At 63.3% G+C, this 24,066-nt stretch carries 27 protein-coding genes; 10 read left to right on the top strand and 17 right to left on the bottom strand.

Features of this window, described 5'->3' with window-relative positions; translation table 11 throughout:
- Positions 1–31: 31 nt before the first annotated feature.
- From NKH16_RS11015 to NKH16_RS10960, 12 genes are read right to left on the bottom strand one after another with little or no spacing between them, the layout of a single operon-like run.
- Positions 32–286, bottom strand: coding sequence for a cytochrome C oxidase subunit IV family protein (locus tag NKH16_RS11015; RefSeq protein ID WP_352744863.1), 255 nt, complete (start codon positions 284–286; stop codon positions 32–34).
- On the bottom strand, positions 283–921 hold the full coding sequence (locus NKH16_RS11010; protein ID WP_352744865.1) for a cytochrome c oxidase subunit 3: 639 nt from the start codon (positions 919–921) through the stop codon (positions 283–285). The genes NKH16_RS11015 and NKH16_RS11010 overlap by 4 nt, the downstream gene beginning before the upstream one ends.
- Positions 918–2,555: a cytochrome c oxidase subunit I gene (gene ctaD, locus NKH16_RS11005; protein WP_352899280.1), complete on the bottom strand. Its 1,638-nt coding sequence runs from the start codon at positions 2,553–2,555 to the stop codon at positions 918–920. The genes NKH16_RS11010 and ctaD overlap by 4 nt, the downstream gene beginning before the upstream one ends.
- The gene (gene coxB, locus NKH16_RS11000) at positions 2,552–3,523 is read right to left on the bottom strand and encodes a cytochrome c oxidase subunit II (RefSeq protein ID WP_352701979.1); all 972 of its coding nucleotides are present in this window, start codon (positions 3,521–3,523) and stop codon (positions 2,552–2,554) included. The genes ctaD and coxB overlap by 4 nt, the downstream gene beginning before the upstream one ends.
- Positions 3,520–4,272, bottom strand: coding sequence for an SCO family protein (locus NKH16_RS10995; protein ID WP_352899278.1), 753 nt, complete (start codon positions 4,270–4,272; stop codon positions 3,520–3,522). The genes coxB and NKH16_RS10995 overlap by 4 nt, the downstream gene beginning before the upstream one ends.
- Positions 4,269–4,721, bottom strand: a complete 453-nt coding sequence (locus NKH16_RS10990; protein ID WP_352744873.1) for a hypothetical protein — start codon at positions 4,719–4,721, stop codon at positions 4,269–4,271. The genes NKH16_RS10995 and NKH16_RS10990 overlap by 4 nt, the downstream gene beginning before the upstream one ends.
- On the bottom strand, positions 4,714–5,862 hold the full coding sequence (locus NKH16_RS10985; protein ID WP_352899276.1) for a hypothetical protein: 1,149 nt from the start codon (positions 5,860–5,862) through the stop codon (positions 4,714–4,716). The genes NKH16_RS10990 and NKH16_RS10985 overlap by 8 nt, the downstream gene beginning before the upstream one ends.
- Positions 5,859–6,392 (bottom strand): c-type cytochrome, encoded by a 534-nt coding sequence (locus NKH16_RS10980; protein WP_352457837.1) that lies wholly within the window; start codon positions 6,390–6,392, stop codon positions 5,859–5,861. Before NKH16_RS10980 ends, NKH16_RS10985 begins: the two co-directional genes overlap by 4 nt.
- Positions 6,393–6,394: 2 nt before the next feature.
- On the bottom strand, positions 6,395–6,922 hold the full coding sequence (locus tag NKH16_RS10975) for a DUF3341 domain-containing protein (RefSeq protein ID WP_352744878.1): 528 nt from the start codon (positions 6,920–6,922) through the stop codon (positions 6,395–6,397).
- Positions 6,919–8,286 (bottom strand): NrfD/PsrC family molybdoenzyme membrane anchor subunit, encoded by a 1,368-nt coding sequence (nrfD, locus tag NKH16_RS10970; protein ID WP_352744881.1) that lies wholly within the window; start codon positions 8,284–8,286, stop codon positions 6,919–6,921. Before nrfD ends, NKH16_RS10975 begins: the two co-directional genes overlap by 4 nt.
- Positions 8,279–11,266, bottom strand: a complete 2,988-nt coding sequence (locus NKH16_RS10965) for a TAT-variant-translocated molybdopterin oxidoreductase (RefSeq protein WP_352744883.1) — start codon at positions 11,264–11,266, stop codon at positions 8,279–8,281. Before NKH16_RS10965 ends, nrfD begins: the two co-directional genes overlap by 8 nt.
- Complete coding sequence (locus NKH16_RS10960) at positions 11,250–11,906, bottom strand: cytochrome c3 family protein (RefSeq protein ID WP_502894900.1); 657 nt, start codon at positions 11,904–11,906, stop codon at positions 11,250–11,252. The genes NKH16_RS10965 and NKH16_RS10960 overlap by 17 nt, the downstream gene beginning before the upstream one ends.
- A gap of 202 nt (positions 11,907–12,108) precedes the next feature.
- Here NKH16_RS10960 and NKH16_RS10955 point away from each other — a divergent pair, with 202 nt between their 5' ends.
- From NKH16_RS10955 to NKH16_RS10930, 6 genes are all read left to right on the top strand, one after another.
- Entirely contained in the window at positions 12,109–12,432 is a 324-nt protein-coding gene (locus NKH16_RS10955) for a hypothetical protein (RefSeq protein WP_352744888.1), read from the top strand.
- A 9-nt stretch (positions 12,433–12,441) separates the two neighbouring features.
- Positions 12,442–13,539, top strand: a complete 1,098-nt coding sequence (locus NKH16_RS10950) for an FAD-dependent oxidoreductase (protein WP_352899272.1) — start codon at positions 12,442–12,444, stop codon at positions 13,537–13,539.
- A 62-nt stretch (positions 13,540–13,601) separates the two neighbouring features.
- Positions 13,602–14,573 carry an SDR family oxidoreductase gene (locus tag NKH16_RS10945; protein ID WP_352449577.1) on the top strand — a complete coding sequence of 324 codons (972 nt, stop codon included), beginning with the start codon at positions 13,602–13,604 and terminating at the stop codon, positions 14,571–14,573.
- Between the two features lie 4 nt (positions 14,574–14,577).
- Positions 14,578–16,293: an HAD family hydrolase gene (locus NKH16_RS10940; protein ID WP_352449578.1), complete on the top strand. Its 1,716-nt coding sequence runs from the start codon at positions 14,578–14,580 to the stop codon at positions 16,291–16,293.
- 200 nt (positions 16,294–16,493) lie between these two features.
- The gene (locus NKH16_RS10935; protein WP_352449579.1) at positions 16,494–16,646 is read left to right on the top strand and encodes a peptide ABC transporter permease; all 153 of its coding nucleotides are present in this window, start codon (positions 16,494–16,496) and stop codon (positions 16,644–16,646) included.
- Between the two features lie 24 nt (positions 16,647–16,670).
- A complete protein-coding gene (locus NKH16_RS10930) occupies positions 16,671–17,114 on the top strand; it encodes a PPC domain-containing DNA-binding protein (protein ID WP_352449580.1) in 444 nt (147 codons plus the stop codon).
- A 10-nt stretch (positions 17,115–17,124) separates the two neighbouring features.
- On the opposite strand, the gene NKH16_RS10925 is transcribed toward NKH16_RS10930, so the two are convergent.
- The gene (locus NKH16_RS10925; protein ID WP_352449581.1) at positions 17,125–18,387 is read right to left on the bottom strand and encodes a DUF763 domain-containing protein; all 1,263 of its coding nucleotides are present in this window, start codon (positions 18,385–18,387) and stop codon (positions 17,125–17,127) included.
- 103 nt (positions 18,388–18,490) lie between these two features.
- Entirely contained in the window at positions 18,491–19,195 is a 705-nt protein-coding gene (locus NKH16_RS10920; protein ID WP_031194456.1) for an MgtC/SapB family protein, read from the bottom strand.
- Between the two features lie 226 nt (positions 19,196–19,421).
- On the opposite strand from NKH16_RS10920, the gene NKH16_RS10915 reads away from it, so the two are divergent.
- Together NKH16_RS10915 and NKH16_RS10910 are read left to right on the top strand one after the other, a co-directional pair.
- Positions 19,422–19,589 carry a hypothetical protein gene (locus NKH16_RS10915; RefSeq protein ID WP_023677102.1) on the top strand — a complete coding sequence of 56 codons (168 nt, stop codon included), beginning with the start codon at positions 19,422–19,424 and terminating at the stop codon, positions 19,587–19,589.
- A 30-nt stretch (positions 19,590–19,619) separates the two neighbouring features.
- Positions 19,620–20,618, top strand: a complete 999-nt coding sequence (locus NKH16_RS10910; protein ID WP_352834836.1) for an ATP-dependent DNA ligase — start codon at positions 19,620–19,622, stop codon at positions 20,616–20,618.
- Positions 20,619–20,754: 136 nt separating this feature from the next.
- Here NKH16_RS10910 and NKH16_RS10905 read toward each other — a convergent pair whose 3' ends face one another.
- Positions 20,755–21,282: a YciE/YciF ferroxidase family protein gene (locus NKH16_RS10905; RefSeq protein WP_023677104.1), complete on the bottom strand. Its 528-nt coding sequence runs from the start codon at positions 21,280–21,282 to the stop codon at positions 20,755–20,757.
- A 171-nt stretch (positions 21,283–21,453) separates the two neighbouring features.
- Complete coding sequence (locus NKH16_RS10900) at positions 21,454–22,185, bottom strand: Crp/Fnr family transcriptional regulator (protein WP_352473082.1); 732 nt, start codon at positions 22,183–22,185, stop codon at positions 21,454–21,456.
- 500 nt (positions 22,186–22,685) lie between these two features.
- Between NKH16_RS10900 and NKH16_RS10895 the strand changes: the two genes are divergently transcribed.
- Entirely contained in the window at positions 22,686–22,883 is a 198-nt protein-coding gene (locus NKH16_RS10895; protein ID WP_352449586.1) for a hypothetical protein, read from the top strand.
- Positions 22,884–23,149: 266 nt separating this feature from the next.
- Here the strand turns inward: NKH16_RS10895 and NKH16_RS10890 are convergent, their stop codons facing one another.
- Entirely contained in the window at positions 23,150–23,314 is a 165-nt protein-coding gene (locus tag NKH16_RS10890) for a DUF3309 family protein (RefSeq protein ID WP_023677107.1), read from the bottom strand.
- Positions 23,315–23,623: 309 nt separating this feature from the next.
- On the opposite strand from NKH16_RS10890, the gene NKH16_RS10885 reads away from it, so the two are divergent.
- Positions 23,624–23,935, top strand: a complete 312-nt coding sequence (locus NKH16_RS10885; RefSeq protein ID WP_023720549.1) for a hypothetical protein — start codon at positions 23,624–23,626, stop codon at positions 23,933–23,935.
- Positions 23,936–24,066: the final 131 nt, after the last annotated feature.

Genomic DNA, 24,066 nt, shown 5'->3' with positions numbered 1-24,066 from the left:
GGCAAGGCATCACGAGGTGCGCCGCTTCGGCCTATTGTCCGATCAGCGTCAGCCCGAACAGGATCATCAGCCAAAACCCGGCAGCAGCGACCGCAAGACGCGGCAGGACGCCGTCGTTGGCGAGATGCATGAACAGGATGGCGATGACGGCGGTCTTGGCCGCGGCGATCACCAGATTGAGTGCCGAATTGAAGCCGCCGAGCGCGAGGAAGGACGAGCCGACGGTCAGGGCCAGCAAGGCTAAAAGCCCGATATAAGCAAGCGTGAGTTTGCGGAACTCGCTCATCTGTTGATCAGATAGAGGACGGGGAACAGGAAGACCCAGACGACATCGACGAAATGCCAATAGAGGCCGATTGCCTGCACGCGCCGGAACCGGCTGGCCTCGATCGTGCGTGGCCACAGCGCGAGGATGCCGCCGATGACGATTACGCCGCAAATCAGATGCAAGGCGTGCAGTGACGTCATCGCGAAATAGAGGCCGAAGAAGAATTCGGCATGAACAGGATCCGGGCCCTTATAGATGAAAGGTGCGCCGAGCACCGGCGCCAGCCCTTCGCTGAATTCCCTGGCGTACTCCGTCGCCTTGATCGCCAGGAAGACGACGCCGAGCAGCGCCGTCGCAGCCAATGCCCAGCCAGCGGCGCGCCATCGCCGCGCGACCGTGTACATATGGGCGAGCGCCATGGCAAAACTGCTGGTGATCAGGACGACGGTGTTGGCCGTGCCCAACGGCAGCGACAGATGCTTCGCCGCGCCGGCGAAGGCGTCGCCATAACTCAACCGGGCGAACATGAAGACGAGCAGGATGGCGCCGAACAGCATCGCCTCGGAGCCGATGAACACCCACATGGCGAAGCTGTCGGCAGCCGTTTCGCGAGCCGGCCGGTCGAAGGCGATGCTTGTCGTCGGTGACTTCAAACCAGATCCTCCACCGGGTCCGACCGTTTCTCGGTCAGGCCTTTCATTGGATAGTCGTAGGCTGGTCTGGTGACGGTCGGCATGCGATCGAAATTATGCGCTGGCGGCGGCGAGCTTGTTTGCCATTCCAACCCGGTCGCTCGCCACGGATTGGCCGGCGCCTGCGCGCCTCGAAACAGCGACCATGCCAAGTAGAGGAGCGGCATCAGATAGCCGATCGCCAGCACCACGGCGCCAGCCGACGACAGGATGTGCCAGAAAGCGAATTCCGGCGGATAGGTATGGTAGCGCCGCGGCATGCCCAGAAAGCCGAGCACATATTGCGGAAAAAAGGTCAGGTTGAAGCCGATGAAGGTCACAGCCGCGGCTATACGGCCACAAACCTCCGAATACATTCGGCCGGTGAGTTTCGGCCACCAGAAATGCAGCCCTGCCATGTAGGCGGTCACCATGCCGCCTACCATGATGTAGTGGAAATGGGCGACGACGAAATAGGTGTCGTGAACGTGGACGTCGATGGCGAGCGCGGCAAGGAAAAGGCCGGCCAGCCCGCCGAAGGTGAACAATGCCAGGAAGAACAGCGCATAAAGCATCGGCGTCTCGAAGCTGATTTCGCCCTTGCGCAGCGTCAGGCTCCAGTTGAAGACCTTTATCGCCGATGGGATCGCGACGCAGAAGGACAGGAACGAAAACACCACGCCGGCATAGGCCGACTGCCCGCTGACGAACATGTGGTGGCCCCAGACGAGAAAGCCGAAGACGGCGATCGCCATCGAAGCCAGGGCGACGGCCTTGTAGCCGAACAGCGGCCGGCGGCTAAAGCAAGGCAGCACTTCCGAGACCACTCCCATACCTGGCAGGATCATGATGTAGACGGCGGGGTGCGAGTAGAACCAGAACAGATGCTGGAACAGCAGCGGATCGCCGCCGAGGGCGGGATTGAAGATGCCGATGCCGAAGACGCGCTCCAGCACGATGAGGATCAGCGATGCTGCAAGCACCGGCGTCGCCAGCACCATCACCAGGCTGGTGGCGTACAGCGTCCAGACGAAGATCGGCAGCCGGAACCAGGTGAGGCCAGGCGCTCGCAAGGTGTGGACGGTGACGATGAAATTGATGCCGGTCATGATCGTCGAAAAGCCGACAATGAAAACGCCGAATGCCGCGGTCGAGACAAAGCCGTTGGCATAGAGCGTCGACAGCGGCGTGTAGAAGGTCCAGCCGGTGTCGACGCCGCCCAAAACCACCGAGGCGAGCGCGAACAGGCTGCCGAACATGAAGACGTACCAGCTTGCCAGGTTGAGCCGTGGAAAGGCGAGGTCGCGCGCGCCGATCATCAGCGGCAGCAGGAAATTGCCGAGCGTTGCCGGGATCGACGGCACCAGGAAGAGCCACACCATGATGATGCCGTGCAGCGAAAACAGCCGGTTGTAGACATCGTCGGAGACCAGGTCGCCGGCCGGCGTCGCAAGCTCGATGCGCATCAGCACGGCAAAGGTTCCGCCGAGGAAGAAGAAGGCCGTCAGCGAGACGAAATAGAGCCACGCCACCCGTTTGTGGTCGGTTGTCAGCAGCCAGGAGCGCGGCCCGGCACCTTCTGCGAGATAGCTTGCCGACGCCAAATCGCTGCTCATTGCGGCGCCTCGTTTTTTGCCGCCGGGAACGAGGGAGATTGGAGCGATAGGGATTTGAGATAGGCCATCAGCATCTGCAGTTCGGCTTCGTCAACGAGACCGTCGAAGCTCGGCATCACCGGCTGGTAGCCGGCGGCGATTTCCTTGTTCGGGACAAGGATCGAATCGCGCAGATAGCGTTCGTCGGCGATGACCGTCTGCCGGTTGGCCAACGCCACCGGCTGGCCGAAAACCCCATCGAGGCCGGGCGCCCGCACCTTGCTGGAATTGCCGTGACAGCCGGAGCAGCCGAGCGCGCGGAACAGTTTCCCGCCGCTCGTGGCAAGGCTTTCGCCTTCACCTTGACTGCCGAGCCATGATGCATATTGCTCCGGCGCCAGCACCGTCACCCAGCCGCCCATCTCGGAATGCTGCGTGCCGCAATATTCGGCGCAGAACAGGTGATAACGCCCCGGCTGCGTGGCGATGAACCAGACATTGGCCGTGCGTCCGGGAACGGCATCCTGCTTGACCCGAAAGGCTGGCACGTAGAAGGAGTGGATGACGTCCTGTGATGCCAGCGACACCACCACCGCCTTGCCGACCGGCACGTGCAGCTCGTTGATCTCGCGCTGGCCGCCGGGATGGCGGAATTCCCACATCCATTGCTTGCCGAGGCCGGCGATCTCGACGGCGTCCGGTGGCGGACGGTCGCGCCGGACAAAAAGGACTGCGCCCCAGCCGAAGAAGATGAAGGCCATCACCAGGCTGGCAATGGTCCACGTCATCTCCAGCGGCAGGCTGCGGGCACGCGCCCCGGTACGGTCGGCTGCGGAGCCGATACGATATTTGACGGCGTAGCCGACAACGAGAACGGTCAGGAACAGGCCGAGCGCGACTGCGAAAGCCAGCAATGTGTAGAACAAGGCATCGACGCTGCCTGCGATGGACGAGGCTTCCTGCGGGAAAAACCGGATGCCGAAGCTCACGCCCGCCTCCCGCGCGCCAGCAGCAGTATGGCCGTCGCCAACCCCACCACCATCACGATGCTGGCGAGCTTCAACGCAGCCCAGATCGCCGGCGTATATCGCCCCTTGGACGCATCGAAGCCGGCGCAGAGCAGGAAGACATGATCGGCGATCGAGCCGAGCCTGCCGGAAGATGCCTCGACAAGGGCAAGCTCAAGATCGCGCGACGTGAAGCTCAGCGCCGGCAGCACCTGCGCTATCCGGCCTTTTGGCGTCAGCGCGATGACCGCGATCGGATGGGCGAATTGGTCGATCGGGGCGTGGGTGTCGAAACTGATGCCGGCTTCCGCGGCAAGGGCGCCGCCGGCGCCGTCGGCACTGGTCAGGAACCGCCACGCCGACAGGTTCCTCGCGTCGGCCGCCGCGGCGACCGTGGCTTGCGCATCGCCCGCATCTTCGGGCGTGTCGGCGGCATCGATCGAGACGAACAAAGCGCGATAGGTGTCGGGGTCGAGCGAGGTCTTTTTCAAATCCGAGGCGACCGCCTGTTGGGTCACACCACAAAGGTTCGGGCATTTGTCGTAGCCGAAAATCAGCAGCGCCGGCCGGCCGGCAAGCATTTGGCCGATCGTGCGCTGCTCGCCGGACGCATCGCGAAACACCCGGTCGAGGCTGAGCTGCGCGCCGATCTCGGGATCGAAGGCCGGGCGTGCGAAAGCCATGGCCGGCAGTGCCGCGAGAAGGGAAAAAGCAGTTAGCCAGGCCTTCACGGCCGGCCTCCCTGGCCTGGCGCGGTCCGGCAGCGCGCGGCCTGTGGCGCGCGTGGTATCTCGGCCTCGACCAATCGGCAGTCGGCGCCGGCGGCCGGCGCCGGCTGCCCCCAGTTCGGCAAACCATGGCTGACGATCGCCCACATGGCGTCCTCGATCGGAATGCGGGCAATGCCGGCGGTGCGGTCGACCCAGCCGACCTTGTTCAGCTCCCGCTCCTCCGCCTTGCGGAAGGCAGCGAGGTCGTCTTCCGGAAAGCGCTGCAAGGCTGGACTGCCCCGCTTGCCGACCGATGACGGTCCCGGCAGCGGCCAGAACGGCCTGGTGTCGAAGATGAACCCGAGGACGATGACTGTTGCGGCCAGGAGCAGCAGCAGGCCGGCCGCGAAGGCAAGCAGCGCGCCCGGCCAGACGTCACGCGTTTCGGGATGGCGGGCCGCCCTAGCCATGGACCGGCCTCCGGCACCAGAGGGCGATCCGGTCCGGCCGGCCAAGCACGAAAAGCAGCAGCGCAAGCCAGAGGCCGCCAGCTCCTGCCAGCGCGGCAAGATCGTAGCAGAATGCGATCACATTACCGTCCGCCAACGGCGGTCTGATCCGCCACAGGACATCGACGTAGTGGCCGGCCAGCACGATGCCGCAGATCGACAGCAGGCCGGCATGGCTGCGCTTCAGATCCCGGCTGAGCAGCTCGGCAAAGGGGATCGCGAATTGCAGCGCAATCAGCAGCCAGAGCAGATACTGCCAGCCATTGCTGCTGCGGATGAGGTACCAGCGGATCTCGTTCGGCAGGTCGCCGCCCCAGGTCACCAGCCATTGCATGAACGACAGGTAGGTCCACAGCAGCACGAAGCCGAACAGCATGTTGGCCAAATCCTCGCTGAGCGCGACATCCTCCTCGCCGCCCGGCATGACCTCGATCGAGCGGTTCACGCACAGTACCGTCATCGCCAGGGCGTAAGCGCCAACGACTTCGGCGGACGCTTCCAGCAGCGCATAGATGGTCGAGGAGAACTCCGGCTCGAGCGAGAGCATCCAATCGATGGCAAAGATCGTGAGCGCCAGCCCATGCGCAATCAATCCAGCGGCATAGGCCTTGCCGCGGCCGGCGCTGCCGTGGCCGCCATCGGCCGTTGTCCAGTCGAGCACACGCCACGCCAACACCAGCCAGATCGCGCCGCAGGCGGCAAAGCGCAGCAAAAAGAACGGAACGTTCAGATAGAAGAATTTCTGGCGCACGGTCTCAGGCAATGCAGCCGCGTCGGCACTCGCCCAAGGAAAGACCAGGTCAAGCCAGACCAGAACCGGCAGCAGCAGAAGCAGCGCCAGCGGCAGCGTCGCGACGAGAGCGCGCAGCGGCTGGCGGATTGCCTCGCCCCAGCGGCCGCCGGTCAGCCCATGCACCATCAGGATGGTCAGCGCGCCGAGCGGTAGGCCGAGCAGGAAGAGCGCCGCAGGCAGCCAGCCGGCCAACATGGCTCTGAAGTCGAAGGCCAATCCCGTGGCGCAAAGCACAAGTCCTACGGCGGCCACGGCAAGCGCCGGCAAAATCAAACGTTCGGCGGCAAGCCGCATCATCGCCCGCATCATCGATCCGGCTCCGCATTGAGCTCGGCGCGGAGGCTTTCCGGCAGCTCGGCAATTGGTGCATCGCGCGAATATTGCAGGGCGCGGATATAGGCGACGATCGCCCAGCGGTCGGCAGGCGGGACACGCGCCGCGTAGGAATACATGGCGCCATAGCCGTTGCTGATGACGTCGTAGAAATGCCTGTCGCTCGCCTTGCGCAACGCGTCCTGATGATAGGTGGGCGGCGCCGGAAAGCCCCGCTCGACGATCATGCCGTGGCCGTCGCCGGCGCGGCCGTGGCAAGGCGAACAGAAGATGTCGAAGCGCTGCTGGCCTCGCCGCAGCAGCGTCATCGTGACCGGATAGGGAAACGTGTCGGGTACCGGCGAAAGATCGGCATCGCGTGCGACCGTGTCCTCGACCGGCGCCCGCGCCGACATGCCGTCGGCGAACTGGTTGCTGCTTTCGAGCGGATCGTAGCGCGGCTGGTCCTCCATGTCCTGCCGGCAGCCGGCGACCAGCAAGGCTGCCGACAGCAGGATCGTGCGCATGTTCACGCCTCCACCTCCTCGACGGTTTCGGCGCCGAGCCGTGTCAGCTGGCCCTTGGTCACGCCCTTGCGGAACTTCGGATCGGCGGCCTCGACGAGCAGATAGAACTTGCCGCCGCGCGCATAGGTGAAGCTCGTGGCGTTGAAGACCGGGTGATAATATTCGGGCAGGCGATTGGCGGCCAGCATGCCGAAGAATGCGGCCAGCGCAGCGCCAAGTATCGCGGCCTCGAAGGCGATGACGAGAAAGGCCGGCCAGGAATGCAGCGGCCGGCCGCCGACATTGAGCGGAAAATCGATCTCGACCGAATAGAGGATCAGGCCATAGACAAACACCGCGCCGGCGACGGCGCCGCCAAGGATGGCCCATGGCAAGCGCGTCTTGCGCATGCCGAGCATGTCGGCCAGCCCATGGACATGGAACGGTGAGAACGCGTCCATGCGCCGGTAGCCGCGCGCCCGCATGGTGCGGACCGCCTCGGTCAGCGCTCCGGGATCGGCGAAAGCCGCAATGACGCCGTAAAGGCTCATCTTGCGCCGCCCCTCTCCCCGGCCAGCTCCTCGACCTCGAAAATGGTGATGGCCGGCAGGACGCGGATGAACAGGAAGACCAATGCGAAGAAGGTGCCGATCGAGCCGAACAGGATGCCGAAGTCGAGCCACCTCAGTGATTGTTCGCCCCAGGACGACGGCAGGTAATCGCGGCTTGGCCCGGTGACGACGATGACGTAGCGCTCGATCCACATGCCGACATTGATGATCAGGGCAATGGCGAAAAGCACCGCCATGTTGAGGCGCACCCGCCGGAACCAGAGCAATTGCAAAACAGCGCCGTTGCAGGCGAGCATGGTCCAGAACAGCGGCGCATAAGGTCCGAAGGCGCGCTGCCACATCATCGTGCGCTCGTAGGTTTCGCCCGAATACCAGGCGAAGAAAACCTCGGAGGCATAGCCGTAGATGACGATCATGCCGGCGGCGATCATCAGCTTGGCGGCATTGTCCATGTGCCGCAGCGTGATCAGATCCTGGACCGAAAACGCCCAGCGCAGCGGGATGGCGATGGTAAGCACCATGGCGAAGCCGGACAGCAGCGCGCCGGCAACGAAATAGGGAGGAAAGATAGTCGAATGGAAGCCCGGCGTGATGGCGAAGGTGAAGTCGAGCGAGACGATCGAATGCACCGAGACGACCAGAGGCGTGGCCAGTGCCGCCATCAGGAAATAGACCGTCTGGTAGCGCGCCCAATGAAAGGCCGAACCGCGCCAGCCGAGCGCCAGTATCCCGTAGAACAGCTGCGCCGGGCGCGATTTCGCCCGGTCGCGCAGGACGGCGAGATCGGGCAGCAGGCCCATATACCAGAACATCAGCGAAACGCTGGCATAGGTGGCGATCGCCGCGAAATCCCAGACCAGTGGGCTGCGCCATTGCGGCCAATGCATATGCGTGGTGGGTAGCGGCAGCAGCCAGTAGAAGAACCATGGGCGGCCGAGATGCAGGATCGGGAAAAGCCCCGCCATCGCCACGGCAAACAGCGTCATCGCCTCGGCAAAGCGGTTGATCGAGGCGCGCCATGGTTGGCGCAGAAGCAGAAGCACCGCCGAGATCAGCGTGCCGGCATGGCCGATGCCAATCCACCAGACGAAATTGCCAATCATCGTGCCCCAGACAACCGGAATGTTGACGCCATAGGCGCCAACGCCGACTGAGATCAGATAGGTAATCGAATAGAGAAAGATGAGGACGAAGACGAAGCAGGCGAAAAACGCGGTCCAGAAATAGCGCGGCAGCCTGCCGTCGAGGACGATCGCACTGATACGGCCGCTGATCTCCGGAAGGTCGTGCCGGCCGCGCAGAACGGGCAGTGCGCCCGGTTTTCCAGCAATAGCCTCAGCCATCGGCTTTCCCGCCTGGCGAGAGACGGCCGTTGATATTCCTGATCTTGCCGAGATAGGTGGTGCGGGGTCGCGTGTTGAGGTCCTCGAGCAAGGCGTAGTGTTGCGGCGCTGCTTTTTCCTGCACGACAGCGGCGCTCTTGCTGTTGAGGTCGCCGAAAACGATCGCTTGCGTCGGGCAGGCCTGCTGGCAGGCGGTCACCACTTCGCCGTCGGCTATGTGGCGGTTTTCGATCTGCGCCTTGATGCGTTTTTCGGAAATGCGCTGGACGCAGTAGGTGCATTTTTCCATCACACCGCGCGAACGGACGCTGACGTCCGGATTGTGCGCGGCCTGTTCCGGTCCAGCCGCATCCTTCTCGAATTTCTGGAAGTCCAGGAAGTTGAAGCGCCGCACCTTGTAGGGGCAGTTCTGCGAGCAGTAGCGCGTGCCGATGCAGCGGTTGTAGACCTGCGCGTTCAGCCCGTCATGGGTGTGGGTGGTGGCGTTGACCGGACAGACGACCTCGCACGGCGCCTTCTCGCAATGCATGCAAGGCACCGGCTGGAAAAAGACGTCGGGATCGTCGAGCGGACCGGAATAGTACCGGTCGATCCGCAGCCAATGCATCTCATGGCCGAGTTCCGACTCGTCCGGCCCGACGGTGGCGATGTTGTTTTCTGCCTGGCAGGCAGAGACACAAGCCATGCAGCCGATGCATGCCGACTGGTCGATCGACATGCCCCAGGCTTCCTGGCTGTATTGCCAGTCGGGATAGAGCGATCCGGTTGGCGCGGGCGGGGCGCCGTCGCGCACGAAGTGTGGATTTTTGCGGAAGGCCTCGAGCGAGGCATGGCGAACGATCGCCCTGCCCTCCATCGCCTGGTGGTGCTGCGTGGTGATGACCCGCGCGCTGCCGTCCTGCGGCGCGACCGTGGCGCCATAGACGATCCAGGGAGCCTCGAGGCTTCGCAGCCTGTACGCGTCGTGGCCGTCGGCGAGTGCTGCCACCGAACCGAGCTTCCGGCCGAAGCCCAGAGCAAGTGTCACGGTCTCGTCGGAATGGCCAGGTATGATCCAGACCGGCGCATCGATGTCCGTGCCGTTCGAGGCGATATTGATGACCCGGGCGTTTTCCACCTGAAGCCGCCCCGCCGTCGCCGGCGACATTAGCGCTGCATTGCCCCAGACGATCTTGCTCAGCGGCCGCGGCAATTCCTGCAGCCAGGACGAGTTGGCATTGCGTCCGTCGCGCAGCCAGGGATCGGCAACGAAACGGATTTCGACGCCTTTTGCCGCTTCGATGCGTGGCTTCAGGCCACGCAAATCCGGGGGCATCGCAACTTCGACTGGAGTGCTGGCACTGCCGGATACAAAGCCGTCGCGAAGCGCCTTTCGCCACGCGGGATCGTCCAGTGCTTGCGCCCGCGTCGTTTGCGCCCAGGTCCGGCGGACGAGCGGCAGCGCAGAAACAGCTAGTTCACCGCCAAGCACGGCCAGGATTTCATGCACCGTCCGCCCCTGGTAAAGCGGCCTGATCAGCGGCTGCACGATCGACGCGGTTCCGTCATGGGCGCGCAGGTCACTCCAGCTCTCGAGGTCATGCGCAGCAGGGACATGCCAGTGTGCGACGAAGGCGGTTTCGTCGCGGTAGAGACCCCAGTGGACAAGAAGCTTCAGCTGCGAAAACACGTCGCGGACATCGAACCCCGCAGGTGCGGTGTGGAGAGGATTGGCGCCGAGTATGACAACGGTGTCGATATCTCGCGCGGCGATCGCCTGGCAAAGTGCAGCGAGGTCGCCCTCGATGGGCATCGCGTCGGGCGGCTCGATCAGTTCCAAGGTGTTGCCAAGCGCACCAAGCCGCGCATTCATGGCAAGAGCCGCGGCATGGACGAACGGTGTTTGATGGGCGCCCGGCACGATCAGCGCCGCGCGGCCGGCCGCCTTCAGGTCGTCCGCAGTGGCAGCCAACCAGGCCGGGTCCAGTGCCAAGGCGCTTGGCGCCGCTTCGCCGCCAAGCACCGCGCTCAGCGCCGCGGCGACGGCTTCGACCTCGCTCGGCCGCACCGGCCTGCGGTGATCGGCGGCAGCGCCGGTGATCGTCGGCGTCGATTCCACCGCATAGACCCGGCTCATCGTATCGTCCGCCCGGCGCACGCGACGCCGCGCGGCAAAGTCACGGGCGTAAGCGAGACGGCCGGGGCCCTCGCCCAGGAAATCCGCGTCGAGACTGACAATCGCGTCGGCGCGATCGAACCGGTAGACCGGTGCAAGCGCCCTGCCGAAAAGGGTCTGCGTGGCTTCGGCGCCGGACGGCGTTGCCAGGGGATCGTGCTGGAACAGCCTCAGCCTGGGGTAGCGCGCGCGCAGCGCCTCCAGCTGCGCCTTCATGGTGGGCGAGGTCGTCGCCTCGATCAGCAGCGCCGCGCCGGCACCGCCTGAGCCGGCCAGCCGCGAGGTGAGCTCGGCCATGTCGGCAAGGAAGTCGCCATAGGCCGCCGGTTCGCCGTGTTTCAGCGGCATGCGCGAGCGATCGGGGTCGAAAAGCGACAGCACCGCCGCCTGCATGATGGCGTCCGTCGCACCGCGCGAGGCCGGATGGTCGGGATTGCCTTCCACCTTGGTCGGCCGGCCCTCATGGCTTTCGACCACCGCACCGATACCGTAGCCATCGCTCGAAAGCGTGGTCGCGTAATAAAGCGGCTTGCCGGGAACGATGTTTTCCGGCTGGCGGATATAAGGCAGGATGTCTTCGGCCCGGCTGCAGGCGGCAAGCCCGGCCAGCGTCAGCGATGCACCCATCAGCTTCAGCAGCGTGCGCCGGTCGAGCCGCGGGATGCGCTCGGCGATCGAGGGAAATTCGGCATCGACGAAGCGGCGGAATTCCGGCGTATCGGCGAGCTCGTCGAGGCTTCGCCACAGCTCCGGGCCGGGCGAAAGCCGTTCGCCCAGGCCGGCCATGTCTGGAGCCGCGATCGGTTTGTCAGCGGTGGCAGACATAACAGTCGGTCATGGTCTCGGGGTGGATATCGAGAAGGCTGATGAGTGACCGGCGGATTTCGGCGATGCCGGCCGGTGGCTTCCAGTGCATCAGGAACACGTCCTGCGGCGGACGCAAATTAGGCTCGGGATCGCGATGGCATGCCAGGCACCATTCCATCGATAGTGCGTGCGCCCGCCGCATCAGCGGCATGTCGTCGACCTCGCCATGGCAAGTCTCGCAGGCGACGCCTTTAGCGATATGGATCGAATGATTGAAATAGACGAAGTCGGGGACACTGTTCACCCGCTGCCACTGCAATGGCTGCCCGGAAGCAAGGCTTGCCCGTATCGGCGCCAGCATGTCCGCGTTGGTGAAAAGCTGCGAATGGCAGGTCATGCACACCTCGGTCGCCGGCAGACCCGCCGATGACGAAGTCTCGACGCCGCTATGGCAATAACGGCAATCGATGCCAAGCTCGCCGACATGGTGCCTGTGGCTGAACGGCACTGGTTGCGCCAACGGCCGGCCAACGCCGGTGACGAAGTCCGAACGCAGGATGGCGGTGCCGCCGAGAGCCGCAAAGATCGCCATGAAACACGCGCCCCACAGAGCGAAGCGTGAAATGCCGTTGGCGCTCCTTGAAAAGACCTGCGGCATTCCCTCGCCGATTTCGCATCCAGCAAACCGTATTCACCCCCCAAAACCCCTAACTGCGGCTGCGTGGGTAAGTTCCGGCTGGGGCAGCGGAGATCACAGAATGGTTACCTCGCCCTGGCCCATCAGGTCGGGCTGACCGGAAACCATCGAACCCTCCATACGTTCGGATGAGGTCACGTTCTGTTTCACCCGGATAAGCATCATGATCATCCCCCACCCCCATCCCATTCCCCGCCGGTCCGGCGTTGCCTTCTGGTGGACGATGTTCGTCGGCGCGCTGCTGACGATCCTCGGCCTGCTGATCGGAGGGGGCGGTGCCTGGCTGATCGCGCTGGGCGGATCCTGGTACTATCTGCCCGCCGGGATCGCCCTGCTGGCCGCCGGCAGCCTGCTGCTTGCCGGCAATGCCGCCGGTGTATGGCTTTATGTCCTGACCTGGCTGGCGACCCTTGCACCCGGCGGCCACCATTTCATGGAGACCAGGATCGGCGACGACATCATTGCCTACGCACTGCCAAAAAGCTGACGCCTGACGATGACGGCTTCGCGGGACGCTTCCATCCTGATCGTCGGCGCCGGCCCGACCGGGCTGACGGCGGCAGTCGAACTGGCAAGGCGCGGCATTGCACCTCGCATCATCGACCGCAAGGAAGGCCCGACGCCGCTCGCCAAGGCGGTCGGCATCAGTTCGCACAGCCTCGACATCCTTGAACCGTCCAAAGTCGCTGCCCGATTGCTCGCCGAAGGATTGAAAATTCGCCGAGCCCGTTTCTACTTCGAAGGACGAGCGCTCGGCGAGATCGATTTCTCGATCCTGCCCCACCGCCATGATTTTCTGCTGTCGCTGCCGCAGCGCGACACCGAATCGCTGATGACCGATACGCTCAAGGGATTTGGCATCGACGTCGAATGGCGAAGCACATTTGTCGGCATGGTCGAGCACAAAGGCCGGGCCGAGGTGCGGATCGAGGCGCCAGACGGCCGTGACGAGGCAAGTTTCGACCTTGTCTTCGGAGCCGACGGTGCGCAAAGCACGGTGCGTGATGCCATGGGCATCGGCTTCGATGGCTACACGCATCGGCGGCAATGGAGCATTGCCGACGCCGACATCGACGATTGGCCCTATGAGCCGATGGCCGCCCACGCATTTCTTCACAGGAACGGCGACGTCGGTTTCGTCATCCCGATCGGCGAGAAGCGCTATCGCGCGGTCTCCAACACCGAGGATGCGCTGGCCCGCATCCCCGGCAATTACCGGATCACGCGGTTGTTGCGGACCGACCGCTTCCATATTCCGGTGCGACAGGCACCGCGTTATCAAACCGCATGCGCCTTCCTGGGAGGCGATGCCGCGCATGTCCATTCGCCGCTGGGCGCGCGCGGCATGAATCTCGGCATCGAGGACGCCGCGTCATTCGCCAGGCGTTTCGTCGACGGCACGCTTGCCGGCTACACAAGCGAACGCCACCCGGTGGGGCAACGGTGGATCACGCTCAGCGAGCGCATCCTCTCGCTGGCCCAATCGGACAACGGCATCATGCAAGGCGTCAGGAACGCGGCCTTCAGCGCCGTCGGCTATCTGCCGCTGCTGCAACGGCCGCTGCTGGAGCGTGTCGCCGGGCTCAAGGAATGACGTGGTCGCATAAACCTTTTCGCCGGACATGCGTTGTTGGGTTTCAAGCCAGGGAGATGACCATGCAGATGAAATCGGAAATCGCCGGCGAGGCCGCCAAGCAACGGCACATCCAGCGCCGGATCGACGAGAAGGACAAGTCCAAATCCAATGGCAGGCAAAAAGGCGCCATGCAGGCCGGTGCCCGCAAATATCCCGAGCCGCCCTTCCCCGAGCAGCACCAGCCGAAGCCGGGGCATGAATGGGCGATCGAGCCGGCGCCGCTTTACGATGCGCCGTACTATATCGGATCGAAAAAGCTCGACGGCAAAGTTGCCGTCATTACCGGCGGCGATTCAGGCATCGGCCGTGCGGTGGCCGTGCTCTATGCGCGTGAAGGCGCCGATGTGGCGATCGTCTATCTCTCGGAGGATAGGGACGCCAAAGATACCAAAAGGGCCGTCGAAGCGGAAGGCCGGCGCTGCATGCTGATCAAGGCCGACGTCAGCGAACGCAACCACTGCCACAACGCGGTGGCTGAGATCGTGCAGGAGTTTGGGCGGATCGACGTGCTGGTCAACAACGCCGCTTTCCAGATCCACTCCAGCGATTTCAGCGAGCTGACCGAGGAGCATTTCGACACGACGCTGAAGACCAACCTCTACGGCTATTTCCACATGGCGCAGGAGGCCGTGCCGCACATGAAACCCGGTTCGGCGATCATCAATACCGGTTCAGTGACCGGCATCGAGGGTTCGAAGCAACTGGTCGATTACTCCATGACCAAGGGCGGCATTCATGCCTTCACCCGCGCGCTCTCGGGCAACCTTGTCGAGAAGGGCATAAGGGTCAACGCCGTGGCGCCAGGCCCGGTTTGGACGCCGCTCAACCCCTCGGACAAGGAAGCCGGCGATGTTTCGAAATTTGGCGCTGATACGCCGATGAAACGGCCGGCCCAGCCGGAGGAGATCGCGCCGGCCTACGTGTTCCTCGCCTCGCCGCACTGCTCGAGCTATATCACCGGCGAGATATTGCCGATCGTGGGCGGCTACTGACGGCATGTATTTCATTGCCCTGGCCACTGACTATGACGGCACGCTGGCGCATGAAGGGGTCGTTGCCGAGAAGACGCTTGCGGCGCTTGAACGCTTCAAGAAGAGCGGGCGCAAACTCATTCTCGTCACCGGGCGCGAGCTGCCCGACCTGAAACGCGTCTTTCCCGAAGTCGCGATCTTCGACAAGGTGGTCGCGGAAAACGGGGCGCTGATCTACACGCCGGCCAGCGAGGAGGAGCGGACGATATCTCCGCCGCCCGCCCCCGAGTTCATCGCCAAACTCAGGAAACGCGGTGTCAAACCGCTTTCGGTCGGACGCTCGATCGTCGCAACCTGGGAACCGCATCAGGCTACCGCGCTCGAGGTCATCAAGAAATTGGGGCTGGAGCTGGAAATCATCTTCAACAAGGGCGCGGTGATGATCCTGCCCAGCGGCATCAACAAGGCGACCGGGCTGACAGCTGCGCTTCAGGACCTCAGATTGTCGCCGCACAACGTCGTCGGTGTCGGCGACGCCGAAAACGACCACGCCTTCCTGCGCGCCTGCGGCTTCAGCGTGGCCGTCGACAACGCACTGCCGGCAGTCAAGGATACGGCGGATCTCGTGACACGCGGCGCGCGCGGAAAAGGCGTCGAGGAACTGATCGCCAAGGTGGTCGAGCGCGATCGCGAGCTTGTGCCGAACCGCGACGGCATTCTGCTTGGCTCGGAGGATGGCAAGGAGGTGTATCTGTCGCCAACCGATACGGTGCTGATCGCCGGCAGCTCCGGCATCGGCAAATCGACCCTGGCGACCGCACTGACGGAGCGCTTCGTCGAGAGAAAGTTCCAGTTCTGCATCTTCGATCCGGAAGGCGACTATGACGGCCTCGAAGGCGCCGTCCGGCTGGGCGACGGCTCGAACGCGCCGACGAAGACGCAGTTGCTCGATCTCCTGGAGAAGCCGGACAACAATCTGGTCGTCAATGGCCTGGCGCTGCGCGTTAACGAGCGGCCGGACTTCTTTGCCGACCTGCTGCCGGGCCTTGGCGGTGTTCGCTTCCGCACGGCACGACCACACTGGCTGATCATCGACGAGGCGCATCACCTCTTGCCGAAGCGGCGCGACGACACGCCAATGGTGCTGGCCATGGAATTGCCGGGCACGATCCTGATCACGGTTCATCCGGACGCGATCTCAACCGAGGCATTGCGGCTGGTCACCGCCGTCATCGCACTCGGCCCCAAGGCGAAAAAGGTCATCAAGACGTTCTGTCACGAGACCGGCACCGAACCGCCAAAGCACAAGGACCTGAACTCTCCAAAAGACGAGCGCGTGCTGTTCTGGCGGCCGCAGGCGCGCAAGAAACCTGCCATGGTCGAGCCGATCGAACCGCGACAGTCGCTCAAGCGCCACAGCCGCAAATATGCCGAGGGCCAGCTGGACGAGAAGGGCAGCTTCTATTTCCGCGGCCCCGACAATGCGATGAACCTCCGCGCCCATAATCTGATGATTTTCGCCCAGATCGCCGAGGGCATCGACGACAGGACCTGGGAACATCATTTGCGCGCCGGCGACTATTCCGAATGGTTTCGCCACCAGATCAGGGACAAGGAACTGGCGCGCGAAACCGCCGAAGCGGAGAAAGACGGCACACTTTCGGCGCAGGAGAGCCGCAGCCACGTCCTGGACGCGGTGCGCCGCCGCTATACCGCGCCCGCGACCGCGCCGAAGGAATAGATGCAAACGGCGCCCAGCCGGTCCAAGCCGGCTGGGTTCACCTCGTGGTCAATCTCCGTCCCGCCTCGGCAGACGGCCGAGTCCCAGTCGGTTCCAACCGTCGATGGTCCATCGTGGAACCTCATCCGCCAAACGAGATTGTGTTCTATCGGGCGCCAGATCTATTCAATGCTGAATAATTGCCCGAAAGGAGACGATGGATGAGCAACGACCGGGACAAGGATGGTCCTGTCTTTTCAGCGGAACAGGCGCGGCAGGGCGAGATCATCCTGCGGACGCGGGCGCGCCGGATCATTTTCATCGCCGGCCTAGTGGGTCTCGTCTTGCTGGCATTGGTGGTGTGGTGGATTTGAATTCCTGACGGCTGGAGCGAAATCATGAAATCACAGCTTGTTGCCGAAAGCGCCGGACAGAGAACGTTCGTCGTTGTGCTTGATCCCGGCGACGAGGCGTTTGCGCAGCTGACCGCGTTTGCGGTCGACCACGGCGTTGGCAGTGCGTCGCTGACCGCGCTCGGTGCTTTCGAAACGGCGACTGTCGGCTGGTTCGACCCCGGGGAAAAGACCTATCGGAAAATCCCCGTCCGGGAACAGTGCGAAGTGCTGAGCGCGATCGGCGATGTTGCCATCGGCGACGACGGCAGGCCCAGCTTGCACGTCCACGCAGTCCTTGGATTGAGTGACGGCACCACGAGGGGCGGTCATCTGCTGGACGGCATCGTGCGGCCGACGCTCGAGGTCACATTGGTGGAGACGCCTGGCCATCTGCGCCGCAGGCACCGTCCCGAACTCGGCGTCGCCCTGATCGACTTGGAGGCTTGATCCGAGCCGATCACTTCGTTGATTTGACTGCGGCCGTTTCGGGTACGACCTCCCAACCGAAGACGCTGCGGCCGCCGAGCAGATGCGATTGCTCGAACTCCCCGGCGACGATTTCCTTCAGGCTTGGGCCGGTGACATAGCGCTCGACCTGCCTCGACTGGTCGTCCAGCCGCCGCAAGGCGCCGATCTCTTCGTCACGGCCGAGCCTGGCCTTCTGGACAGCCGACTTCAGTACGCCGATGGTCTCGTCATAGACCTTCAGCGGCACGGGGAACGGGTGCCTGTCCTTACCGCCATGCGCCAGCGAGAAACGGCCTGGATCGGAAAAACGGCACGGCGCGCCATGCACGACTTCGGCGACCAGCGCCAGCGCCCGCACCGTGCGCGCGCCGACATTGGGCACCAGGAGAAGCCCGGCGAAATCTGTCGGGCCGCGCTCGGCCGCCGCCGCGATGTTGCCGTGCAGGCGGCGCATGACGACATCGCTTTCGCGCACATCGTGGTGCGCCGGCATCACCAGATGCGGCAGCAGCTTTTGTGCCGGCTCCGGCGCTGGCGCCGAACCCCGCTCCAAAGCGGCAAGCTCCCTCACGATGCGATCCGGTCCAAGGTCGTGCAGAAGGTCCAGTTGTCCCTGGCGCGACGCTTCAGCGCGGCGGTCGGTCAGGTTGACGATCTCGCCCTGGTTGGCGCCCTCGATGGCAGCATGCGGCTGGTCGACAAAGCTCTTCAGGCCTTCGGACAGCCAGTGATAGCGGCGCGCCACCTTGCTGTCGCCGTTCATGCCCTGCTGCACCACCACCCACTTGCCGTCGTCGGTGACGATAAAGCCGTGCAGATAGAGATCGAAACCGTCCTGGACCGCGGCGCTGTCCACCTTGGCGACAAGCCGGCTGGCAGTCGCGAGGCCTTGCCCGTCGAGGCCGACACGCTCGCCGATCAGGGCAAGCTCGTGCGGGGTCTTGCGCGAATGCGCGCCGCGGCCGCCGCAAACGTGGATGCCGAGTTCGCCGGAAAGCGGCGACAGACCGCGCTTCAACGCTCCGACGACGCTGGTGGTGATGCCGGAAGAGTGCCAGTCCATCCCCATCACGGCGCCAAAGGACTGGAACCAGAACGGATGCGCCAGCCGGCGCAGCAACTCATCGCGGCCGTAATGGTGGATGATCGCCTCGCACATGACCGCGCCAAGCCGCGTCATGCGGTCGCCGAGCCATTTCGGCACGCGTCCGCCGTGAAGTGGAAGATCAGCACTTCCCGATCGCTGTGCCACGGTCTTTTGCTTGCTCCTTGAGTCCTGCCTCGACAGATAGGTATCGAAAGGGGTGTGGAGAAGCTATGGCCTGATTCAGGCCGCGATCGTTGCAAGCCGCCAGCTAGCGGGCAGGTTCGCTGAGGAGATCAAACTTCTGGATCTCGCAATGCTCGCCCACCGATGCCAGCAGATCCATCGGCGGTGCGCCCGTGTCGGGCCGCCTCCAACTGATCTCGAACGAGAACACAGGGTCCTTGAGATCTGGGCGCCTCTCTATTGCGACGAGGCGTGCCTGGTAGCCAAGCGGCCCGATGAGCGCATCGAGCTCCTGTCGAGCCGCGGCCTTCCACGTCAGCGCCAACTGGGCATGGTGTTCGCGCGACATTCGAAGGTCCACCCATTTCAGGACCAGCAAGGTGGCCAGCGTCAGCGCCGTGCCGGCCGCGCCCAAGCCGTATTGGCCACCACCGAAAGCCAATCCGATCGCCGTCATCACCCACAACGTGGCCGCCGTGGTGACGCCGCTGACAAGATTGCCGCGGCGAAGAATGGCGCCACCGCCGATAAAGCCGACGCCGGTCAACACGCCCAGCGGAAAGCGCAAGACGTCCATCGATGCAAACGAATCCGGGTGCTTGCCAACGGTCTCGAGCAGAATACTGGCCTGGATCATTGTGATGGCGGCGGCCAATCCGACCAGCACGGTGGTGCGTAGCCCCGCCGCGTGCCCGCGCGCCTCGCGGTTGAGGCCTATCAACAGGCCGGCGAGCGCGGTCAGAAGCAGTCGTGCCGCGATGTCCTGCCAGACCGGAACAACGAGGAGCATCGCGGTCACCCGTCAGGCCAAGCGCTGCTGGCCAGGAATCGCGCCAGGGTCAAAGCGAACAAGGGCAAGAGCGTCTTCATCGCAAATTCTTTTCGTCGATAAGCAACAAACGATGCGCCTGGATTTTGGTTGCGCCGCCGACGATTCACCCCGGCGATAGGCAGCGGCGGAACAAAACCTTCGGCCTGCGGGTTGGTGGGTTCACGCCAACGAAGGATTTGCAGTCATGGTCCGCTTGCTGCTTGCCGGAGCCGTCGCTTATCTGGCCTATCGCATCACCAAGGAGATCGGTGGGTCCGACGAGGTCGATCCGCGGTCGCCTTCACCCGACCAAACCGGCCGCAAGGTGCCGAGGCGGGAAAGCGGGGCGCAGGGGAATGGCCGACGGCGGTAGCGAATGCCTCAGCGGCGGCGCGGACCAGCCATGACCGCATTTCCGTTGCCGCTCGACCTTCGTCCGATGGAAGCCAAAGCCGCCGACGCAATTCCTGGCGGCGACCGGCTTTGGCAGTACGAACCGAAATGGGACGGGTTTCGCTGCCTCGTGTTCAAGGGCGACGATGCCGTCGATCTGCGTGCAAAATCGGGCAAGCCGCTTGGCCGCTATTTTCCCGAACTGGTCGCGGTGCTGCGCGATGTGAGGTCGCGGCGGTTTGTTGCCGACGGCGAAATCGTCATCGAGGTCGACGGATCGTCCTCGTTCGAGGCCCTGCAAATGCGTCTTCATCCCGCCGAAAGCAGGATCCGCAAGTTGAGCCTCGAGACGCCTGCCATGCTGGTCCTGTTCGACATGCTGGCCGAACCCGGCGGCGGGATCATCATCGAAGAGCCTCTCACCACCAGGAGGCAGGCGATTGAGGCCTTTGTCGCGTCGGCGGCACGGCCCGAACTGCACCTGTCCAAATATACGCACGACGCCGCTGCCGCCGAGCGCTGGCTGCAAGGCGCCGGCCATGGCTCGACCGACGGTGTCGTTGCAAAACTGATCGCCGGGCCATACCGGCCCGGCGAGCGCGCCATGGTCAAGGTCAAGCGGCTGCGAACTGCGGATTGTGTGGTCGGCGGCTTTCGCTATCTCGCCGGCAGCAACGAAGTCGGATCCCTGCTGCTTGGCCTCTACAACAACGAAGGCAGGCTGGACCATGTCGGATTCACCTCGACCATCGGCAAGGACGACAGGGCGGCGCTAACCAGACAGCTGGAAAAACTGCGGGCCAAACCGGGTTTCACCGGCAAGGCGCCGGGCGGGCCAAGCCGCTGGAGCACGGAGCGCAGCGGACAATGGGAGCCGATAAAGCCTGAACTGGTGGTCGAGGTTCGTTTCGACCATGTGACAGGCGACCGGTTCCGGCATGGAACCAAGCTATTGCGCTGGCGGCCGGACAAGCAGCCCCGGCAATGCACGTTCGAGCAGATCGAGTAAGTCCGTCCCGAGGCACCGATTCAAGCTCTTGCTGCCCCGTCCTGCCGTTCATGACAGACCAATGCAGAATTCACCGGTTCACCGCGGCCAACCGAGCCTTGGCAACCATTTCCGAGGCTCGGTTGCGGTTTTGAAATCAAGCGGCTTCTTGCATTGCGCGTTCGTTGACACCACTTTCGCCGAGCTTGGAAAGCGCTTCGTCGGTCGCGACCTCTTCCTTGAGAGTTGCCCTGAGCAGCTCGACAACGTCGCTCTTGCCGAGTTCTTCCGCCCACGCGATCAAAGTGCCGTAGCGAGCGATCTCGTAATGTTCGACGGCCTGCGCCGCGCCGACAAGCCCGGCGTCGAGCGCGGGAGCACCGTTATACTCCTCGAGCACTTCCGAGCCCTCTTCGATGATGCCGTCAATCGCCGGACAGGTCTTGCCGCGGGCCGGCTTGCCGAATTTCTCGAACACCTCTTCCAGGCGGTCGACATGTCCTTCGGTTTCCATGCGGTGTTTCTCGAAGGCGGCGGTCACTTCTTCCGACTCCGCGCCCTTGGCCATTTTAGGCAGCGCTTTCAGTATCTTCTTCTCGGCGTAGTAGAGGTCTTTGAGCCCGTCGAGGAACAGATCCTCAAGGCCCTTGCTTGCCGCCTTCGCGGCCTTTTTCGTGGTCGCCATGATCCTCTCCCGAATGGTTGGTGCCGCCTCGCAAAGTAGAGGCGTCCCATAACCCTCCGACGGGAAACAAGTTCCCTGACGGTCCGGGAGCTTTGAAAATTTTTCCGACCCGCCGTGTAGTGTCGCAAGGGGCCTCGACCTGCGGCAGCAATCGGCCAGGAAAGCGCCGCGTCAGCGCTCGCCGATATGCTCGACCAGGCGGGTATATTCGGCCTCGGCCAGGCCGTAGCCGCCATCCGCCAGTGCGACGAGACCATCGCGATCGCGAATGATAATTTCGCCGCGGCGGGACCGGATGAGCCCTCGCCCCTCGAGCAGCTGCAGCGCGACCGTGACACCCGGACGTCTTACGCCAAGCATGATCGACAGGAATTCGTGAGTGATCGTCAGCCGGCCGCCGTCCACCCGATCGTCACACATGAGAAGCCAGCGCGCCAGCCGGTCTTCAAGTTTCGATCGCGCGTTGACCAGCGCGGTATAGCCAGTCTGGACATGCAGATATTGCACGTAGCGCAGCAAGAACAGCCGCAGCGTCGGGCTTTGCGTCAGCGCCGCCTTGAACGGCTCGGCGTCGATCCTGGCAGCTTCTCCCGCCAGCTGCACATAGCAATCATGGACCGTACGGTCGTCGCCCATTATCAGGGCCGAGCCGGTCATACCTTCCAAGCCGACAAGGCCAACTTCCGCATCGCTGCCGTTCGGCATTTTCGCAACCACCGAACCGATGCCGTCCTCGAGGAAATAAATGGCCTCGATCGGCGATCCGGACACTTCGAGCGATTGCCGTAACTCCAGCGAACAGCGCTCGATGTGCGGCTCGAGAGATGCGAAATCGCCGGCGCTCATTCGGCGCAACAGCTTGTTTTTGTACGGATTTTTATTGGAATTTGCTGGATCAGACATAGCTGGGCCCAAAACAGGGCAAGAGCCTTTTTATCTCCCAGCCGTCCGCGCCCGGTATAACCTGCGGACGATAACGCTTATATAAGCACTGAAAGGTATGGAGCCTACTAAATAAAAAAATGAATCGATGCACGGCAGTTTCTCCTGCCGCTTGCCTACGAAAACATCCGACTGAAAGTTAGAGTTGGAAACGTACCAAAGTCGGTTTGGTACGAAAACGACAATTGAATCGCCGGGCTCGAAAAGAGCCCGTCGCGAGGGATGCAACGGGCTCCATTCGGGCGTCGTGGGCTACGCCCAGTGATCCAAATGAGGGGTGGGTTGGATCGCAGCAACAATGCAGGTGCAAGGCAGTCGTTCCCAAACTGTCTGCTTGGTAATTTCCGTACATTGAGTTTGGACGAGAGCGGCGCTAATTGAATTGGAGTCGTCCACACAGGCACGGCGAGTGGACGCTTGAAAGACGCTTCGCGCTTTCGCCCTTTTCAAGGGAGGATGGCATGCCGATGCAAGGTGCAGCAACTCCAGCCGAACTGAGCGTGCTGAGAAAAGCGCTCGACGACTGCTGCCGCGAGTTGGGTGTTGCGGACGACAGTCCTGTCCGCGAGCGGTTGGCAGCCCGTATCATGTCGCTGTTCAACGAGGGTGTGCTCAACGCCGATCTGAAAGAAGCGCTGGCCGCCGATCGCCAACAATAAGCTGCTGCTATGGTGGCGTCCTCGGCGCCGAAAGGTTCGGCACCGAGTCGCCCTTTCTAGCCAGGGTCCCGGTTTGCCAAGGATCTTGGAAATCTAGTCTTTTCACGACAAAACGCCCGGCGCTAATTACCAAGCGGCAGGCGTTTTTGTCGCGAGCGTGACACTAACGCGTGTCGCGTTTGGCCGGCCTCATGCGACGCGCTTTAGCTTCCTGTTTTATGCATGTCGTTATCACAAAACCGCTGCACACTTTTGCACGACATGCATCAAATGCGCCCAAGCAGGACCAGGATAATGACGATAAGCAGCACCAAGCCGAGGCCGCCACCACCGTAATAGCCCGTGCCATAGAACGGTCCGCCGCCCAAGCCGCTGAAGCCGCCAAGCAAGGCAAGGACCAAGATGATGATGAGAATGGTTCCAAGGCCCATGATGTCTGCTCTCCTTGTTTGCGCTGCCGCCATTCGCATCAGCGCGTCGCATTGTACAAAGGTATGAACTCACAAGGAGCATTCCTGTTCCGGCGGGACGGTAAGGCGTACGCTCATGCGGCGAGCAAAATGCCGGGCCGGGCCGTCAGAAAAGTCCACAGATGCATGCCCGCGGAGAATGGCATGGCGGCCGCCTTGAACACCTGAGAACATGCTGAATTTCATGGGGAATTTGTCGGAACCTTCGCCCGCCCGAACGGTTGTTTTCGTAGTCGCAACGCGACGACCCTCGTAAAAAGGAGAAGCATCATGCTCACGAAAATTCTCGCAGCTTCGGCGCTTACGATCGGTCTGGCCACGTCAGCGATGGCCCAGAACGTCGGCGACCCGTCCGGAGCCGCTGCCGACGGTAGCGGGCGGACGGTCGTAGTCCCGGATAATGGCGGCCCTGACACCGGCACGGATTCGACCATCACCAATAGCATTCGCGATTTCTCAACGACGAATTCGAATGCCGACCGGAATTGCCCGCCGGGCCCGCAGGGGGCTCTGCCTGATGCGACCGGCAAGGCTCCGGGCACGATGGCGCCGACGGTGAACGACAACCACTGCGGCAAGTAAGCGCCCGGTCATCACAGCCTGAGCCGGGCGCCGCGGCGAAAAGACCCCCCCCCGGGGGGGTTGGGGTGAAAAAAAAGAGAGGGCGCCGGGGGGGGCGGGGACCGCCCCAAAACGCCCCCACCACCCCCCGA

It is taken from the genome of Mesorhizobium sp. M1307 (assembly GCF_040318155.1).
In the GTDB taxonomy this organism is placed as follows: Bacteria; Pseudomonadota; Alphaproteobacteria; order Rhizobiales; family Rhizobiaceae; genus Mesorhizobium.
The sequence above is the reverse complement of the archived record's forward strand: the minus strand, read 5'-3'. Positions and strand labels throughout refer to the sequence as shown.

What these genes read in the sequence shown, in the direction of transcription:
- NKH16_RS11015 (WP_352744863.1), bottom strand. Translation starts at nt 286, where the DNA reads ATGAGCGAGTTCCGCAAACTCACGCTTGCTTATATCGGGCTTTTAGCC.
- ctaD (WP_352899280.1), bottom strand. Translation starts at nt 2,555, where the DNA reads ATGAGCAGCGATTTGGCGTCGGCAAGCTATCTCGCAGAAGGTGCCGGG.
- NKH16_RS10990 (WP_352744873.1), bottom strand. Translation starts at nt 4,721, where the DNA reads ATGGCTAGGGCGGCCCGCCATCCCGAAACGCGTGACGTCTGGCCGGGC.
- NKH16_RS10985 (WP_352899276.1), bottom strand. Translation starts at nt 5,862, where the DNA reads ATGATGCGGGCGATGATGCGGCTTGCCGCCGAACGTTTGATTTTGCCG.
- NKH16_RS10980 (WP_352457837.1), bottom strand. Translation starts at nt 6,392, where the DNA reads ATGCGCACGATCCTGCTGTCGGCAGCCTTGCTGGTCGCCGGCTGCCGG.
- NKH16_RS10975 (WP_352744878.1), bottom strand. Translation starts at nt 6,922, where the DNA reads ATGAGCCTTTACGGCGTCATTGCGGCTTTCGCCGATCCCGGAGCGCTG.
- nrfD (WP_352744881.1), bottom strand. Translation starts at nt 8,286, where the DNA reads ATGGCTGAGGCTATTGCTGGAAAACCGGGCGCACTGCCCGTTCTGCGC.
- NKH16_RS10965 (WP_352744883.1), bottom strand. Translation starts at nt 11,266, where the DNA reads ATGTCTGCCACCGCTGACAAACCGATCGCGGCTCCAGACATGGCCGGC.
- NKH16_RS10960 (WP_502894900.1), bottom strand. Translation starts at nt 11,906, where the DNA reads ATGCCGCAGGTCTTTTCAAGGAGCGCCAACGGCATTTCACGCTTCGCT.
- NKH16_RS10955 (WP_352744888.1), top strand. Translation starts at nt 12,109, where the DNA reads ATGATCATCCCCCACCCCCATCCCATTCCCCGCCGGTCCGGCGTTGCC.
- NKH16_RS10950 (WP_352899272.1), top strand. Translation starts at nt 12,442, where the DNA reads ATGACGGCTTCGCGGGACGCTTCCATCCTGATCGTCGGCGCCGGCCCG.
- NKH16_RS10945 (WP_352449577.1), top strand. Translation starts at nt 13,602, where the DNA reads ATGCAGATGAAATCGGAAATCGCCGGCGAGGCCGCCAAGCAACGGCAC.
- NKH16_RS10940 (WP_352449578.1), top strand. Translation starts at nt 14,578, where the DNA reads ATGTATTTCATTGCCCTGGCCACTGACTATGACGGCACGCTGGCGCAT.
- NKH16_RS10935 (WP_352449579.1), top strand. Translation starts at nt 16,494, where the DNA reads ATGAGCAACGACCGGGACAAGGATGGTCCTGTCTTTTCAGCGGAACAG.
- NKH16_RS10930 (WP_352449580.1), top strand. Translation starts at nt 16,671, where the DNA reads ATGAAATCACAGCTTGTTGCCGAAAGCGCCGGACAGAGAACGTTCGTC.
- NKH16_RS10920 (WP_031194456.1), bottom strand. Translation starts at nt 19,195, where the DNA reads ATGCTCCTCGTTGTTCCGGTCTGGCAGGACATCGCGGCACGACTGCTT.
- NKH16_RS10915 (WP_023677102.1), top strand. Translation starts at nt 19,422, where the DNA reads ATGGTCCGCTTGCTGCTTGCCGGAGCCGTCGCTTATCTGGCCTATCGC.
- NKH16_RS10910 (WP_352834836.1), top strand. Translation starts at nt 19,620, where the DNA reads ATGACCGCATTTCCGTTGCCGCTCGACCTTCGTCCGATGGAAGCCAAA.
- NKH16_RS10905 (WP_023677104.1), bottom strand. Translation starts at nt 21,282, where the DNA reads ATGGCGACCACGAAAAAGGCCGCGAAGGCGGCAAGCAAGGGCCTTGAG.
- NKH16_RS10900 (WP_352473082.1), bottom strand. Translation starts at nt 22,185, where the DNA reads ATGTCTGATCCAGCAAATTCCAATAAAAATCCGTACAAAAACAAGCTG.
- NKH16_RS10895 (WP_352449586.1), top strand. Translation starts at nt 22,686, where the DNA reads ATGCCGATGCAAGGTGCAGCAACTCCAGCCGAACTGAGCGTGCTGAGA.
- NKH16_RS10890 (WP_023677107.1), bottom strand. Translation starts at nt 23,314, where the DNA reads ATGGGCCTTGGAACCATTCTCATCATCATCTTGGTCCTTGCCTTGCTT.
- NKH16_RS10885 (WP_023720549.1), top strand. Translation starts at nt 23,624, where the DNA reads ATGCTCACGAAAATTCTCGCAGCTTCGGCGCTTACGATCGGTCTGGCC.